This is a genomic window from Rhizobium sp. ZX09 (genome assembly GCF_017357485.1).
Taxonomy (GTDB): domain Bacteria; phylum Pseudomonadota; class Alphaproteobacteria; order Rhizobiales; family Rhizobiaceae; genus Agrobacterium; species Agrobacterium pusense.
Genome location: NZ_CP031364.1, coordinates 1,783,732 through 1,797,807 on the forward strand (window position 1 = coordinate 1,783,732; position 14,076 = coordinate 1,797,807).

16 protein-coding genes are annotated in these 14,076 nt (G+C 59.5%); 9 read left to right on the forward strand and 7 right to left on the reverse strand.

Going from position 1 to position 14,076, the window contains the following annotated elements; genetic code table 11:
- Positions 1–27: 27 nt before the first annotated feature.
- Genes BTN45_RS22810 through BTN45_RS22830 form a run of 5 tightly spaced genes read left to right on the forward strand, consistent with a single transcriptional unit; the run spans position 28 to position 4,508 of the window.
- Positions 28–1,068 (forward strand): ABC transporter ATP-binding protein, encoded by a 1,041-nt coding sequence (locus tag BTN45_RS22810; RefSeq protein WP_207591235.1) that lies wholly within the window; start codon positions 28–30, stop codon positions 1,066–1,068.
- A complete protein-coding gene (locus tag BTN45_RS22815; RefSeq protein ID WP_207591728.1) occupies positions 1,068–1,922 on the forward strand; it encodes an ABC transporter permease in 855 nt (284 codons plus the stop codon). Before BTN45_RS22810 ends, BTN45_RS22815 begins: the two co-directional genes overlap by 1 nt.
- The gene (locus BTN45_RS22820; RefSeq protein ID WP_081093252.1) at positions 1,922–2,782 is read left to right on the forward strand and encodes an ABC transporter permease; all 861 of its coding nucleotides are present in this window, start codon (positions 1,922–1,924) and stop codon (positions 2,780–2,782) included. The genes BTN45_RS22815 and BTN45_RS22820 overlap by 1 nt, the downstream gene beginning before the upstream one ends.
- A 47-nt stretch (positions 2,783–2,829) precedes the next feature.
- Positions 2,830–3,726, forward strand: a complete 897-nt coding sequence (locus BTN45_RS22825; RefSeq protein ID WP_207591236.1) for a glycerophosphodiester phosphodiesterase family protein — start codon at positions 2,830–2,832, stop codon at positions 3,724–3,726.
- Positions 3,723–4,508, forward strand: a complete 786-nt coding sequence (locus BTN45_RS22830; protein WP_035208221.1) for an inositol monophosphatase family protein — start codon at positions 3,723–3,725, stop codon at positions 4,506–4,508. Before BTN45_RS22825 ends, BTN45_RS22830 begins: the two co-directional genes overlap by 4 nt.
- A gap of 76 nt (positions 4,509–4,584) precedes the next feature.
- Here the strand turns inward: BTN45_RS22830 and BTN45_RS22835 are convergent, their stop codons facing one another.
- The 4 genes from BTN45_RS22835 to BTN45_RS22855 form a co-directional block, all read right to left on the reverse strand.
- A complete protein-coding gene (locus BTN45_RS22835) occupies positions 4,585–5,154 on the reverse strand; it encodes a flavin reductase family protein (protein ID WP_035208222.1) in 570 nt (189 codons plus the stop codon).
- An 11-nt stretch (positions 5,155–5,165) separates the two neighbouring features.
- On the reverse strand, positions 5,166–5,501 hold the full coding sequence (gene fdxA / locus BTN45_RS22840; protein ID WP_035208224.1) for a ferredoxin FdxA: 336 nt from the start codon (positions 5,499–5,501) through the stop codon (positions 5,166–5,168).
- A 103-nt stretch (positions 5,502–5,604) separates the two neighbouring features.
- The gene (locus BTN45_RS22845; RefSeq protein ID WP_035208225.1) at positions 5,605–6,204 is read right to left on the reverse strand and encodes a superoxide dismutase; all 600 of its coding nucleotides are present in this window, start codon (positions 6,202–6,204) and stop codon (positions 5,605–5,607) included.
- A 372-nt stretch (positions 6,205–6,576) separates the two neighbouring features.
- Positions 6,577–7,146, reverse strand: coding sequence for a TetR/AcrR family transcriptional regulator (locus tag BTN45_RS22855; protein ID WP_035208226.1), 570 nt, complete (start codon positions 7,144–7,146; stop codon positions 6,577–6,579).
- Between the two features lie 47 nt (positions 7,147–7,193).
- Between BTN45_RS22855 and BTN45_RS22860 the strand changes: the two genes are divergently transcribed.
- Positions 7,194–7,721 (forward strand): dihydrofolate reductase family protein, encoded by a 528-nt coding sequence (locus BTN45_RS22860; protein WP_207591239.1) that lies wholly within the window; start codon positions 7,194–7,196, stop codon positions 7,719–7,721.
- A gap of 40 nt (positions 7,722–7,761) precedes the next feature.
- On the opposite strand, the gene BTN45_RS22865 is transcribed toward BTN45_RS22860, so the two are convergent.
- Positions 7,762–8,829, reverse strand: coding sequence for a linear amide C-N hydrolase (locus tag BTN45_RS22865; protein ID WP_035208229.1), 1,068 nt, complete (start codon positions 8,827–8,829; stop codon positions 7,762–7,764).
- A gap of 140 nt (positions 8,830–8,969) precedes the next feature.
- Between BTN45_RS22865 and BTN45_RS22870 the strand changes: the two genes are divergently transcribed.
- On the forward strand, positions 8,970–9,770 hold the full coding sequence (locus BTN45_RS22870; protein WP_035208339.1) for a hypothetical protein: 801 nt from the start codon (positions 8,970–8,972) through the stop codon (positions 9,768–9,770).
- 192 nt (positions 9,771–9,962) lie between these two features.
- Positions 9,963–10,913: a bile acid:sodium symporter family protein gene (locus BTN45_RS22875; RefSeq protein ID WP_035208230.1), complete on the forward strand. Its 951-nt coding sequence runs from the start codon at positions 9,963–9,965 to the stop codon at positions 10,911–10,913.
- A gap of 49 nt (positions 10,914–10,962) precedes the next feature.
- On the opposite strand, the gene BTN45_RS22880 is transcribed toward BTN45_RS22875, so the two are convergent.
- Positions 10,963–12,018, reverse strand: a complete 1,056-nt coding sequence (locus BTN45_RS22880) for an aldo/keto reductase (protein WP_207591241.1) — start codon at positions 12,016–12,018, stop codon at positions 10,963–10,965.
- Positions 12,019–12,202: 184 nt separating this feature from the next.
- Between BTN45_RS22880 and BTN45_RS22885 the strand changes: the two genes are divergently transcribed.
- Positions 12,203–13,108 carry a LysR family transcriptional regulator gene (locus BTN45_RS22885; RefSeq protein WP_207591243.1) on the forward strand — a complete coding sequence of 302 codons (906 nt, stop codon included), beginning with the start codon at positions 12,203–12,205 and terminating at the stop codon, positions 13,106–13,108.
- 80 nt (positions 13,109–13,188) lie between these two features.
- Here the strand turns inward: BTN45_RS22885 and BTN45_RS22890 are convergent, their stop codons facing one another.
- The gene (locus tag BTN45_RS22890; protein ID WP_207591246.1) at positions 13,189–13,974 is read right to left on the reverse strand and encodes a 2-keto-4-pentenoate hydratase; all 786 of its coding nucleotides are present in this window, start codon (positions 13,972–13,974) and stop codon (positions 13,189–13,191) included.
- Positions 13,975–14,076: the final 102 nt, after the last annotated feature.

Consider the following 14,076-nt stretch of genomic DNA (forward strand, 5'->3'; position numbering starts at 1 on the left):
GGTCAAAAAATATGAGGGAGGCTCGCCATGAATGAACTCGAAATAAGCAATATCAGCAAGGATTACGGGGCGAGCCGCGCGCTTCATCCGGTGTCGCTCACCGTGGAGCGGGGCGAATTCGTCACCATCCTCGGGCCCTCAGGTTGCGGCAAGTCCACGCTCTTGCGCATCCTCACCGGCATCAGCCAGCCTTCGGGCGGCGAAATCCGCCTCGGCGGCAAGCGCATCGATCAGGCGCCGCCGGAAGCGCGTGATATCGCCATGGTTTTCCAATCCTATGCGCTTTTCCCGCATATGTCGGTCGCCAAAAATCTCGGTTTCGGCCTGAAGATGAAGAAGGTTGCGAAGGATGAGCGGGCACGGCGCATCGCCCATGCGCTGGAGATTTGCAATCTCACCGCTCTGGTGGATCGCATGCCCCGGCAATTGTCCGGCGGCCAGCAACAGCGTGTTGCTTTGGCACGCGCCATCGTCATGCAGCCAAGCCTGCTTCTGTTTGACGAACCGCTCTCCAACCTCGACGCTAAACTCCGCGATACGCTGCGCCATGAACTGACCGAACTTCATCGCCGTATCGGCGCCACCAGCCTTTATGTGACGCATGATCAGGCCGAAGCCATGACGATGTCGGACCGGATCGTCGTCATGAATGCCGGCCGGGTGGTCGAGATCGGCACGCCGCTAGAGCTTTACCGCGCGCCCAAACACGCCTTTACCGCCGGCTTTCTTGGCCAGACCAATCTTCTGCCGGTCTCCGCCGAAGGCCAGCAGGCGCAATTGCCGTGGGGCCCGTCCGTGACATTGGATCGGGCAGCAGCCGGCAACGTCCAGATTTCGGTTCGACCGGAAAATATCAATATCTGCTCCGATCGGGCCGGTGCCGGTACGGTTTCCGCCGTTTCCTTCATGGGGGCCAACGCGCTCTATACGGTGGAGATCGGCGGCCGCCAGATAAGGGTCAGCCAGTCCGGCGCGGAAACCCTAATCGATGCCGGCCAAAGGGTCGCCCTGCAGTTTCCCGGTTCGGTCCATCTTCTCGATGACAGGATGGCGGGGGAGGCGGCATGATGACCGGGCTCCTTCGAAACAGGCGCGCGCAGCTTCTTTTCCTGCTCTCGCCGGGTGTTGGATATCTTCTCGTTTTCTTTGGCGGGCCGCTCATCTCGGCGCTGATCGGTAGTTTCAGGCAAGAGGATGGCAACCTAACGGTGATGTTCTACCAGCGGATTTTCACCCGCCCGTCGATGATCCGTGGTCTGACGACCTCCATCTATTACGGCGTCATGCCTGTCGTCGTCTCGCTTGCGGCCTCGGTTCCGCTGGCGCTTCTGATCCGCAAGAGCTTTCTCGGGCGCAAACTGTTCAGCGGCCTTTACAAGCTGCCGATGGCGGTGCCCGGGATCATTGTCGGCCTCATGGTGATCGTCGTTTTCGAAAGAGGCGGGTTCCTCGACCGGCTGGTGGCACCACTGGGGCTCGAACTGCCCAAGCTCGTGCGCGACGACTGGGGCGTCGGCGTCATTCTCGCCAGTGTCTGGAAACAGATACCTTTCATGACGCTGATCATCACCAGCGCCTTTGCCGCCATTCCCGAGGATATACGTTATGCCTCGCGCACGCTCGGCGCGTCACGGCTGAAGACATTTTTCTTCGTGGAAGTGCCACTCGCCATGCCTGGCATCACCGCCGCCATTCTTCTTACCTTCATCGGCTCCATGGGATCCTACGCCATCCCCGACATCGTCGGCCCGCCCACGGCCCGGCCGCTTTCGGTGCTGATGATCCAGGAGTTCAATCAGGGCCGTTTCAACCAAGTCTATGCTATGGGCATGGTGCTGAGCCTCTTCGCGATCTGCGTGCTCATTCTTTATTATTCACTGACATCCCGCATCGGCCCCAGCCAAACCCGAGGAGACGCATGATGAGCGCTGTTACCATCGAACCCGCCATCGCACGCCGCCGCGCCTTTACACCCGAAGACAGGATATTCGTCTCCATCGGGCTTTATGGAGCACTGACACTTGCCATCGCCCTGCCGCTGGCGCTGATGTTTCTCTGGAGCATCGCCGATGGATGGTCGCCGCCGCTCATCGTGCCGAAGGATTACACGACAGTGCGTTGGGCAGGTATTCTCAGCGACACAAGCCTCATCCGGGCGGCGATCAACAGCATCGTCATCGCCATCGTCGTCACCTTCCTGACGGCGGCCATTGCGCTGCCCACGGCCTGGGCCATGGCGCGTTTTCCATTTCGGCTGAAACGGCTGGTGGAAATTTTCGTTCTGGCACCAATCATCATTCCGGGGCTGGTCGTCGCCGTCGGCATCGGGCAGGTGTTTCTTCTATTCGGCCTCGCCTATTCGTTAACCGGGGTCATTCTCGTGCAGATCGTCGGCACCCTGCCGCTTATGATCCGGCTGATGACGGCGGCGTTGGAGACCATTCCAGATGATCTCATCCATGCCGCGCGCTCGCTCGGAGCGGGAACTGCCGGCATCGTCCTGCACATCATATTGCCGCTGGCCGTGCCCGGCCTTCTCGCCGGCGGGCTGATGTCCTTCATCGGCAGCTTCGAGGAATTCGACAAGTCCTTCATCGTCGGCGCACCCGTCGTCGAGACCCTGCCGATCAAGCTCTACATGTATCTTGATCCTTATTCGATGCAGCTGCCGCTCGCCGCGATCGTCTCCTTCATCCTGCTTCTCCCCGCGCTCATCGTCTTCATCATCGCCGGCCGCATCCTGCGCGACGATCTGATGGCGGCGGGCATGGGGAAAATCTGATCCGGGGCATTTAAGCCCGGTAATTGCAACGTCCGAAAGTGGAAACAATGCACCAAACTCTTGCAGCCTCCCGTAAGACCTCCCATTCCTGCAATGTGCTTGCGCTCAGCTCGCGCGACAATCCGGCCATCCTGACCATTGCCCATCGCGGCTTCTGGACCGCCACCGCGGAAAACTCGCTCGCCTCTGTCCGGGCCGCGGTTGCAGCTGGCGTCGAGATGATCGAGATCGATACACAGGCGACGGCCGATGGCAGGCTGGTCGTCATTCACGATGAAACACTCGACCGCACCACGACAGGCAAAGGGACGGTGAGCGAATTGCCCTTCGAGCTGGTTCGCGCAGCAAAGCTGAGAGCCGGTGCAGGAGGCGATGCAGCCGGCGTGACGGATGAATGCGTGCCGACGCTGGAAGAATTGCTGGAAGAGGCGCGCGGCAGGATCACCGTCAATATCGACACGAAATTCACCCGCGATCTGCCGCAGGTGATAGAAACCGTTTTGCGGCTTGGCGTCGAGGATCAGGTGCTGGTAAAGACCGATATCGATCCTGAGGCCGGCCATTTCGAAGTGCTGGATGCCGACTGGTTCGGCAAAATCCCGCATATGCCGATGTTCCCGGTCCGGAAGGGCAAGTTTGCCGAGGATCTGCGTCGCATCGAGGCGTTGAAGGCGCCGATGATCGAGGTGAAATTCACCGATATCGCCGATCTTGCCGAAGGCCGGGCTGAGATGGAGCGCCAGAACATCCGCCTGTGGATCAACTCGCTCGATGTGTCCCATTGCCTCGATTTCAACGATACGCGGGCGCTTTCAAATCCCGAAGCCGTCTGGGGTGCCCTTGCCGAAGTTGGCGTTGGTGCGATCCAGACCGATGAGGTCGAAGCCTTCACCCGTTGGCGGAAGACCGGCGCCGGCGAGACGGGCAGGGCATGGGTAAGATGAACGCGCGTCTTGAAAGCGCCGTCGGCATCATCGAGGAAGCGATGGGCCTTGCCCTTCGCTTTTTCGAGGCGCGCGACGCCATCGCCACCCGCACGAAAGGCTTTCAGGATTTCGTCTCGGAAGCCGATACCACGGTTGAAAGGCTCGTCCGCGACCGTCTGGCTGCTGCCTTTCCCGGAGAAACCGTGCTGGGCGAAGAAATGGGCGGTGTGGCCGATGACGCCTACTGGGTAATCGATCCGATCGACGGCACCGCCAATTTCCTGCGCGGTTCGCCGCTCTGGGGCATCTCGCTCGGCTTCGTGCGTAATGGCCGACCGGAACTCGGCGTCGTCGCCATGCCGATCTTCGGGGATATCTATGCGGCGGCCGACGGGACTGGGCTCATCATGAACGGCAAGCCCCTTGCCCGCCATGTGCCTTTCGGGGACGTACAGGTCATGTCGCTTGGCGACAGCGCCGCCGCCGACGCCGAAGAAGTCGCGGCCCTGAATGTGGGGCTCAGGCACGCAGGCTGGGTGGTGGAATCCATACGCTCGACATCGATCGGTCTCGCCTTTGCCGCGCGCGGCATCTTCGACGGTCACTTGCAGAAATTGACGACGATGTGGGACATCGCCGGCGGTGTCGTGCTCGCAAGGGAAGCGGGTCTTGATGTGCGGATCGGTACGCGCCACGGGGCCGGCGTTCCCTGGGTGGCCGCCGCGACGCCGGCCTTAATGGCAGCGTCGGAAGGGCTATGGCCGGAAATCGCCGGAAAGGCGGTAGCGGAACCTGCGTGACGTAGACGCGCCGGATGCGTTGTGACATCCGGCGTTGTCGAGCGTTTAGGCATGGCAGGGGCGCGGCCTCACAACATCATAGATCTGTGCCGTCCACGGTGCCGGTATAGGAGCGATCGCTCCAAAGCAGGGCTTTGCGTGAGGGATCCGGGATCGATTCGGTGATGGCGCCAACGAACAGGATGTGGTCGGCGGCATCAACGGAGCCGACGAGCTCGCAATCAAGGGAGAGTAGCGCCCCGGCAAGCCGAGGGCTTCCTGAAGGCCAGGAATCCCACTGGCCAATCGAAAACCGATCCGGCAGGTTTCCCTTCCCCGCGAAAACGTCGGCGATCTCTTCCTGGCCCCTGGACAGCGCGGCGACGGAAAACCGCCGGCATGCGGCTACGAGGTCGACCATACGGCTGCTGGCGTCGATGGAGATCATCAGAAGCGGTGGCTCCGCGCTGAGCGGCATGAAGGAGGTGATCGTGCGTCCGATCCGCTCACCCCCATGGGCGGATGAGGCCACCGCGACGGTGAAGGCGAGGGCGCTCATCGCGTCCTTGAACTCACGTGGTGAGACTGCCGGCGTAGCGGAGGCTTTAAGCGGAAGATGCGCGTGATTGACCGCACCGCCATCGATGAGCTTGAGATTATGAGACATGCGACGCCGGGCTAACCGCCCGCTCCCGGATTTTTCGAAAAAATGGAAAACTTGGCCGCCGCGCCATTCATGATATCGGCATTGTCTGGCGGCGCTCTCTTTTGATGCACGCGCGGCCAGATGCCGGAATAGTGGCGGTTAAGGTCGAGCCAGACGTGCAGTCCCGGCTCCGTATCTGGCCTTATCGCTGCGGCGGGGCACTCGCTCTCGCAAATGCCACAGTCGATACATTGATCGGGATGGATGACGAGCATGTTCTCGCCTTCATAAAAACATTCGACCGGGCAGACGTCCACACAGTCCATATATTTGCAGGCGATGCAGTTTTCGGTGACGACATAGGGCATCTGGGTGCTCGAACAAAATGGCAGCCGGACGGCGGCTGTCCGGCTGCGCCTGAGCCGACAGGCCGCACGAGGTAGCGGCGCCGGCCAGATTGGTTCAATCAGGTCAGAGACGACTGGCGACCGCCTGCCAGTTCACCAGATTATCGAGGAAGTTCTCGATATAGGCCGGGCGCTTGTTGCGGAAATCGATGTAATAGCTGTGTTCCCACACATCGCAGCCAAGAAGCGCCTTCTGTCTGGAGCACAGTGGATTGACCCCGTTTTCAGTGCGGGTGATTTTCAGAGAACCATCGGTATCAATCACCAGCCACGCCCAGCCAGAGCCGAACTGGGAAGCGCCGGCAAGGGCGAAATTCTGCTTGAACAATGCTACCGAGCCGAAGGACTGTGTCAGCGCCTCTTCCAGCACCTTGGGCATCGCATGATGCTCAGGCCCCATGATTTCCCAGAAGAGAGTGTGGTTCCAGTGCTGGGAGGCGTTGTTGAATATGCCGGATTGCGTCACCGCACCCTTCTCATAGGTGCCTCGGACGATCTCTTCGAGATTCCTGTTTTCCCACTCGGTCCCTGATATCGCCTTGTTGAGATTGTCGACATAGGCTTTGTGATGAAGATCATGATGGAACTTCAGCGTCTCCTCGGACATCCCCGAGGGGGCGAGCGCATCATGGGCATAGGGCAGGTCGGGAAGCTGGAAAGCCATGGGGTATTCCTTTGTCAACTGTTCGCTCAAGAGGATGAAAGAGCCTTGCGAAAACAAGGTGACCGTACTTGTAGGACCTCAATCGCGGTTGAGGTCAAGCGGTTTTTTGACGCCATGCCAACGGCGTGCCGCCGTGCTGATCACCCAGGCCAGCCAACGGGACGGCGCTTCAGTTTGCTTGCCTTTGCGCCTAGAATTTCTTGCTGACGCCGAGTTTCGCGCCTGCTGATGTTTCCCCATCGTCCTCTATGTTGAAAAGGAGTGCTGCATCAAGCGACCAGTTTTCTGCCGTCTCCATGGAAACACCCGTCGTGAGGGAGCCAAATGCGCCAGATCCGTCAAGACTTGAGACACCGACAGTACCCCCGAATTTCACCGCCCAGCCCGTTCCACCATGTCTACCCAGTCCTGAAGCGCTCTTCGAATTGCCGAATCCGCATCTTCACCGCGGGTGAACGCCCACCACGTGTGTGCGCCCTGCCAGACGGCAGCCATCTGCCAGCCGAGACTGGCTGCGGTTTCTTCATCTTTCGAGACCCGGCGCCCCAGCGATTGTGCGAGAATCTTGCCCCAGAGGGCACCTTTCGCCCTGAGTTTCGGATTGCGGATATCCTCCCTGAGCAGCAGGAGCCCGTCACAGGCGTTCTGTTCTGCAGCGTCGCCCGGCATAAGCCGCATCAGCAGCGATATCGCGCCCTGTGGCGTTAACGGCTCCTCCTCGTCCGCTGTCCGCGTCTGCGCCAGCAGGTTGTCCCATGCGCGCATCAGCACAGACTCCACAAGGTCTTCGCGGTTGCCGTAGCGCTGTACCAGCGTAGCGGCAGAGAGGCCACTGGCTTTGGCCGCGGCAGCAAAGGTCAGGCCGTCAGGCCCTGTCTGCAACATCAGCGGCAGCAGGGCGTTAAGTACCTCTTCATCGGAAACAAGCTTGTGTCTTGGCATGAGGATATTTATAAACGAATATTCATTTATAAATCAAGGAGGGTGGAATGGCAATCATTCGTGGATATATAGCTGCCAGTCTGGACGGCTTGATCGTAGCGGGAGACGGGTCTCTCGACTGGCTCTACAAGTATGACGACATGGACCTCGGCGAGCATGATTATCGCCTGTTCCTGACGGGGATAAGGACCGTGGTCATGGGGCGGGCGACCTACGATTTCATTGCCGGGGAGCAGAGCCCCTGGGCCTATGACGGCCACCGTGTCATCGTCGTCACGTCGCGGCCGATCGAGCAGCCGAAAGGCGCGCTGGAAGTGCGCGCCGACCTGGACTCGCTGATCGAGGAATTGCGTGCGCTCGATGACGGCGATGTCTGGATGCTCGGCGGGGGCCGGCTGCAGATGGCCTTCATGGAGCGCGGCGCGCTGGATGAGATCGAAATATACGTCATCCCTGAAATACTAGGCTCCGGCCAGCCTCTCTTTCCCTTGACCGGTTACCGGGCAAGCCCGACGCTGATAAGTGCAACAGCAATCGACAAGGGCTGTGTGAGATTGCATTACCGCTTTTCATGACGCTCCGGCGCCCATGGAACCGCAGCGGCCAGGATGAGACTCAAAGCCCCAGAAATTTGAAAGGTTGAGTCTCCTTCAGGCTGTCATTCGCCATGCCGGAATAGATATGGATCTGATTGGCGCCGAGGTCGAGTTTCTTCACTGCACCCGTCTCTTTGGAAAGATCGAGCTTCGTCAGGTCGATCCAGAAAATATTCGGTGTCAGTGCGGATTCGAAGAAATAGAGCTTGCGCTTGTGATCGATCACCGTGCGCCAGCGGGTGGAGGATATGTTCGGCTGGTCCGGGGTCGTGATGCCGTAAGGAACGGAGACGTTACGGATGACACTGAACACGCTGGCGATGGCTTCGACCGGGTTTTCGCTTTTGGGTATTGCGTTTGCGTAAAAGGATGCGCGGGCGAAACGGTCGGACGCGCGGTTCGTGCCCGGCAGCATGACGGTGCCGCCAATCTGCTTCCAGTATTCGTTCAATGCCAACTGATGGTCGAAAGTCGGCGAATTAGTCATCACCTGATACTGGCGGCCGTGATGGATGACCTGCTTGCCATCGATATATTCAACGATCGCACTGTCGCCACTCCCATCGGAGAGCGATAGATGCAGTGTCGCCAGACGCTCTTCGCCGGGGACATTATCAGTCACGATCGTGAACGGGTTTTTCTCGAGCGCACGCACCGCTTCCTCCACGGTCGCGAAATTGTCGAGCACATATTGCGCCCATGCTGCGATGGACAAGCCCGGAGATTTCCCGTCATAGACGGGATAACTCGACTCAACGAGCCAGAGAACGTTGGCCGCCAGGCCTGCCTCGTTCACGCCGTCCGTCGTGGAAATGTCGTAACCCGATGCGATGACGCTGCCATATTTAGAGGTCCATTTTATGGAATTCGGACCGGCCTCACCGGAACGGTCCATGCCGCGGGGGAAAACCCAGATATTTGTCCCCACATCCGTTTTCCAGTCCATCGAACGGGCCGTCATTACCTGATTATTCTCGCCCAAATAAACGAAACGCGTGCAGGCTTGCGCAACTGACGTGGTGAGCGTGGCAATGGAAAACATGGCGGCGGTGAAGGCAGAGAAAAGCGGCAGGGTCTTCGGGCGCATTTAAACGTCTCCGGTGCTTTCGGTACAAGATACAGCGTATGATAGAAGATCGGACTTGTTGGCGGGAGTCAAATAGGTTTAGCTACGGGCAATTAGTTGGGGAGAAGGCATTGCTAAAATTATCGGTTTTTTCGGTCTTTGTGGCCTTTTCCGCAACTGCGGCCTCAGGCGCGGATGAGGTTCGTGCCGCGCCCGCAACGGTTGATGGAGCCGATTGGGCGTTTCAGGCCACGGGTTATCTATGGGCCACTGGTTTGAACGGCAACATCTCGCCGTTCCGGCGGGCGCCGACGCTTCATGTCGAAAAATCCTTCTCCGACGTGATGGAGGATCTCAACTTCGGCGGGTTTCTTAACGTCTGGGGCCGTTATGACCGCATCATCCTTTCCGGCGACATCATGTATGTCGATACTACGGACAACAAAGCGGCCGGGCCGCTGCCAGCGCTGCAGATTCCCGGTTTACCAACTTTGCCGGCCGGCGCTGCAATCGATGCAGATGTCGACACGCAGGAATTCATGGCGACGCTGCAGGCCGGGTACCGCATCGTTGACGCAGATGGATTTTCGCTGGACGCGCTGGCCGGGGCTCGCTTCTGGCATATTTCCAATGAGGTGGCGGTGACCGCCAGCCATCCCCTAATCGGCAGCGTGTCCGCCGCCCACAAGGAAAGTTTTGGCTGGATAGATCCCGTCATCGGCGCACGCGCTTTTTTCAGCCTGACGGATAAGCTGTCCGTTCAGGGGCAGGTGGATATCGGCGGCTTTGGCGCGGGATCCGATCTCACCTGGTCCGCCTTGGCGACGGTCAACTACATCTTTACCGACTCATTGTCGGTCTCGGCCGGCTACAAGGTGCTCGATGTCGATTATTCAGACGATGGTTATGTTTTTGAGTCCCGATTGAGCGGGCCTGTACTCGGTGTCACCTACAGGTTCTGATCACCTTTCCGGATTCCATCGATCATCTGCGCGGCGGGGCACAGGTCTCTCGCACCGCGCCAATCCGGATTTTCGCGAGACAGCTGTGGGCAGCTGTGAGTTTGAGGAGGGGTACGACGCCGCCTGGTTTGGCCTTGACACGAACTCCTTGGAGGATAGACGGGCTGCGGTGTTCTTTATGGGAGTTTAGACATGAAAACGCTGGCAGCCGTTTCGGCTTTCGTGGGCAAGACTTTTGCCATCTGGGTCATCCTGTTCGCCGTCCTCGGCTTTTTCTTTCCGGATACGTTCAAGCAGATCGCGCCGTGGATCGTCACGCTTCTGTCAATCATCATGTTCGGCATGGGTCTCACACTTTCGGTCGATGACTTCAGGGAGGTCGTGAAAAGGCCCTTCGATGTGACGATCGGCGTGCTCGGCCAGTTTCTCATCATGCCGTTTCTGGCCGTGCTGCTGACGCTTATCATTCCCATGCCGCCGGAAGTCGCGGCTGGCGTCATTCTGGTTGGCTGCTGCCCGGGCGGCACTTCTTCCAATGTCATGACTTATCTCTCCAAGGGCGATGTCGCGCTGTCGGTCGCCTGCACCTCGGTCACCACGCTCGCGGCGCCGCTGGTGACGCCATTCCTCGTCTGGCTGTTCGCAAGCCAGTTCCTGCCCGTCGACGGTTGGGCGATGTTCCTCAGCATCGTCAAGGTCGTTCTGGTTCCGCTCGCTCTCGGCGCCGCTCTACAGAAGCTGCTTCCCGGTCTCGTCAAGACCGCCGTTCCGGCATTGCCGCTGGTAAGCGTCATCGGCATCGTCCTCATTGTTTCGGCGGTGGTCGGAGGATCCAAGGCATCTATCGCCCAGTCCGGGCTGATGATTTTTGCCGTCGTGGTTCTGCACAACGGCCTTGGCTATCTGCTCGGTTACCTCGCGGCAAAGGCAACGGGCCTGTCGCTTGCCAAGCGCAAGGCCATTGCGATCGAGGTGGGCATGCAGAATTCGGGCCTTGGCGCAGCACTTGCCACGGCCTATTTTTCGCCTCTCGCCGCGGTTCCGAGCGCCATTTTCAGCGTCTGGCACAATATTTCCGGCGCAATCCTGGCGAACTGGTTTTCGGGCCGGGTGGACGCAGGCTCCGCCAACAAAGCCGCCTGAAGCTCCGCATTTGTCAGGCCGCCCGTCGTTCAGGCGGCCTGACCCTGCCTTAGAACGGCATAGTCCTACGTGCTACGGCCGGTGGATTAAGCCGGGCAAAGCCCTCTTGGCGCTGATATGGGAAATGTGGATAGGGAGCAGTCGTCTCGCTGGCCTCGTCCAGCGTCGCTACCTGTGCGGACGTCAGTTCCCATCCCACGGCATCGAGGTTCTGGCGAAGCTGTTCCTCATTGCGCGCGCCGATGATGACCGTGGAAACAGTCGGGCGTCTGACCAGCCAGTTGAGGGCGACCTGCGGCACCGTCCTGCCGGTTTCTTGCGCGACAGCTTCGAGCGCATCGATCACGCGGTAGAGATGTTCATCATCTACCGGCGGGCCGAAGCTGGCGGTCTTATGCAGGCGGCTACCCTCAGGCAGCGGCGTGCCGCGGTGGATTTTTCCGGTCAATCGCCCCCATCCAAGCGGGCTCCAGACCATGGCGCCAAGACCCTGATCCGCCCCGAGCGGCATCAGATCCCACTCGTAGTCGCGGCCAACAAGCGAGTAATAGACCTGGTTGACCACATAACGCGGCCAGCCATATCGATCGGCGACCGCGAGCGACTTCATGATCTGCCAGCCGGAAAAATTCGAGACGCCGGTATATCGCACCTTGCCCGACCGGACGAGCGTATCGAGCGTCGAGAGCACTTCCTCAACCGGCGTGAAGGCATCGTAGGCGTGGAGCTGAAGGATATCGATATAATCGGTCTTAAGGCGGCGCAGGGCGTAATCCACCCCACGCAGCAGCCGGAAGCGGGACGAGCCGGCCTCGTTCGGCCCGTCGCCCATCGGCAGGCTGGTCTTCGTCGAGATCAAAACTCTGTCGCGCCTTCCCTTGACGGCTTCGCCGAGCACTTGCTCCGATGCGCCATTGGAATAGACATCGGCGGTATCGAAGAGGTTGACGCCTGCTTCCAGACAGATATCGATCAGGCGTCGGGCTTCTGCCGCATCTGAATTGCCCCAGTTGCTGAAGAGCGGGCCGGAGCCGCCGAAGGTTCCGGTGCCGAAACTCAAGACCGGCACTTTCAGACCGGATTTGCCAAGCTGGCGATATTCCATGGGTCGTTCCTTTGTTGTTCCAAAATGGTCGTAGGCGGCACGTCGCGGCGTGGCCTTCTGCCCGTCCATTCGTGATCTGACGGGTGAAGACTGCGCTGTGTTGCAATCGCTATCTTAAGATAGACGCCTGCTCTTCAATGAAATAGAATGCCGAAACTATTATCACTTGTGAGATGAAGTCATCATGGCGCGACTGGAGATCAACCGGGCAGGGGAGATGGAGATCTTCGTACGGGTCGTTGAGCTTGGTGGTTTTTCCCGCGCGGCGGCTGCGGCTAACATGACGCCTTCCGCCGTAAGCAAGCTGATCGCGCGGCTGGAAAGCCGCCTTGGTGCACGCCTGCTCAACCGTTCCACCCGTCAGCTTCAGATCACCCCCGAGGGCTGCGCCTTCTATGAACGGGCCGCCCGTATCCTCGCCGATCTTGAAGAGGCCGAACGCGCCGCCGGGGAAGGTGAACGGCCTCTCGGCCGCGTGCGGATAAACACCAGCGCATCCTATGCAGCGCATATTCTTGCACCCATCCTGCCACGGTTTCTGGCGCTCCATCCAGGCATCACGCTTGATATCGTCCAGACGGATCTGGTGGTTGACCTGCTTGCGGAACGCACGGATGTGGCCGTGCGCGCGGGACCACTGAAAAGCTCAACGCTTGTTGCCCGCAAGCTCGGTGAGACGAGAATGATCATCGCGGCCTCCAGGGATTATCTGGAGCGTCATGGCATTCCACAGACAATAGCCGATCTCGAAGATCACAACCGCCTTGGATTCGGCTACGCCCGATCAATCGACGGCTGGCCGTTGCGAGACGCCGGAAAGACCGTCGTTATTCCGGCGACGGGACGCGTGCAGGTGAGCGATGGCGAGGGTCTTCGCCGTCTTGCCCTTGCCGGTGTCGGTCTGGTTCGCCTTTCGGCTTTTACCGTGCGAGAGGATATCGCCGCCGGCCGTCTGATCCCGGTCCTCGATCATCTCGATACGGGTGAGACGGAGATGTTTCATGCCGTTTATGTCGGCCAACGGGGACCGCTTCCGGCACGTATTCGGGCCCTGCTCGATTTTCTCGGCGAGTATGGGCGGGTGAAGTGACGTTCCACGTGCCATAAAAGGCGTGAGTGGGATTAAGGCCTCAGGCTGGCGGAAGACGGTAGCAGCCTGAGGAGCGAAGGCTATCGTTTCGGACCTGAGAGTGTGAAAGCACCAGCCGATTCCAGCCTTACGCGCGTGTCGCCAGCAAGTGCGCTTGGTATCGCACCGCAAAGGCTACCCGTCGTCACGACATTGCCAGCCTTCAGCATGTCGCCGGTGTTGAATGCCGAATTGGCGAAGGCGACAAGCGGCGCAAGCGGATCACCATTCGGATGCTTGACCTTGGCATCGAACAGCGACACCGTTCCCTCTGTAACGGTGAGCTGCAGCAGGTCCTCGCTGTTCCCGGTAAAGACCTCCACGATGCCTTCGTCCAGTTCCGGGCCGATGACGAAGCCGTGGTTGGCGAGCCGATCCGCCAGAAAGAGCGGAAACGGCACCTGGTTTTTCTCCACCAGCCTGTAGCGAAGGAGTTCGGCGCCAAGATGAACCTTGTCGATAAATCCTGCTAGGTCGGTCCTTGTCATCCGCCCAGCGGTTGAAGCAGGGATGTCGGCGGAAAGCGTGAAGCAAATCTCGACTTCGACACCTTCGGTGCCATCTTCAGGAAAAGAAGCGAGATTGGCGTCGTCGACCCTAACACAATCGAAAATCGGTGCCCCAACAGCCCCGCCATCCGGCCGGATCGCCAGTTTCCAGCCGGCGACCGGCGTTGCCCAGTTTGCAGCAAAAGCCCGCTGAACCGCCATGGCCTCTAAAAGGCTGCCGGGAACGAGACCCTCGGCCTCAAGCTCTGCCAGAGGAATTCTCGCGCCCTCTCGGCTTGCCTCTGCAAAATTCTCTGCCAGTTCTCCGATTGCCGTCATTCCGCTCATGTCTCCTGATGATCTCATGCGCGAGATGCTGTCACGAGTTGACGCAGTCTGCCAAGGCCATCAAGCACTCACGAATCTGCGCTCTGGCTCAAT

Bases quoted from the DNA above. Each gene is read 5' to 3' on its own strand.
- BTN45_RS22825 (WP_207591236.1), top strand. From the start codon at position 2,830: ATGCACCAAACTCTTGCAGCCTCCCGTAAGACCTCCCATTCCTGCAAT.
- BTN45_RS22860 (WP_207591239.1), top strand. From the start codon at position 7,194: ATGGCAATCATTCGTGGATATATAGCTGCCAGTCTGGACGGCTTGATC.
- BTN45_RS22875 (WP_035208230.1), top strand. From the start codon at position 9,963: ATGAAAACGCTGGCAGCCGTTTCGGCTTTCGTGGGCAAGACTTTTGCC.
- fdxA (WP_035208224.1), bottom strand. From the start codon at position 5,501: ATGCCCTATGTCGTCACCGAAAACTGCATCGCCTGCAAATATATGGAC.
- BTN45_RS22880 (WP_207591241.1), bottom strand. From the start codon at position 12,018: ATGGAATATCGCCAGCTTGGCAAATCCGGTCTGAAAGTGCCGGTCTTG.
- BTN45_RS22835 (WP_035208222.1), bottom strand. From the start codon at position 5,154: ATGTCTCATAATCTCAAGCTCATCGATGGCGGTGCGGTCAATCACGCG.
- BTN45_RS22815 (WP_207591728.1), top strand. From the start codon at position 1,068: ATGACCGGGCTCCTTCGAAACAGGCGCGCGCAGCTTCTTTTCCTGCTC.
- BTN45_RS22890 (WP_207591246.1), bottom strand. From the start codon at position 13,974: ATGACGGCAATCGGAGAACTGGCAGAGAATTTTGCAGAGGCAAGCCGA.
- BTN45_RS22865 (WP_035208229.1), bottom strand. From the start codon at position 8,829: ATGCGCCCGAAGACCCTGCCGCTTTTCTCTGCCTTCACCGCCGCCATG.
- BTN45_RS22885 (WP_207591243.1), top strand. From the start codon at position 12,203: ATGGCGCGACTGGAGATCAACCGGGCAGGGGAGATGGAGATCTTCGTA.
- BTN45_RS22810 (WP_207591235.1), top strand. From the start codon at position 28: ATGAATGAACTCGAAATAAGCAATATCAGCAAGGATTACGGGGCGAGC.
- BTN45_RS22820 (WP_081093252.1), top strand. From the start codon at position 1,922: ATGAGCGCTGTTACCATCGAACCCGCCATCGCACGCCGCCGCGCCTTT.
- BTN45_RS22845 (WP_035208225.1), bottom strand. From the start codon at position 6,204: ATGGCTTTCCAGCTTCCCGACCTGCCCTATGCCCATGATGCGCTCGCC.
- BTN45_RS22855 (WP_035208226.1), bottom strand. From the start codon at position 7,146: ATGCCAAGACACAAGCTTGTTTCCGATGAAGAGGTACTTAACGCCCTG.
- BTN45_RS22830 (WP_035208221.1), top strand. From the start codon at position 3,723: ATGAACGCGCGTCTTGAAAGCGCCGTCGGCATCATCGAGGAAGCGATG.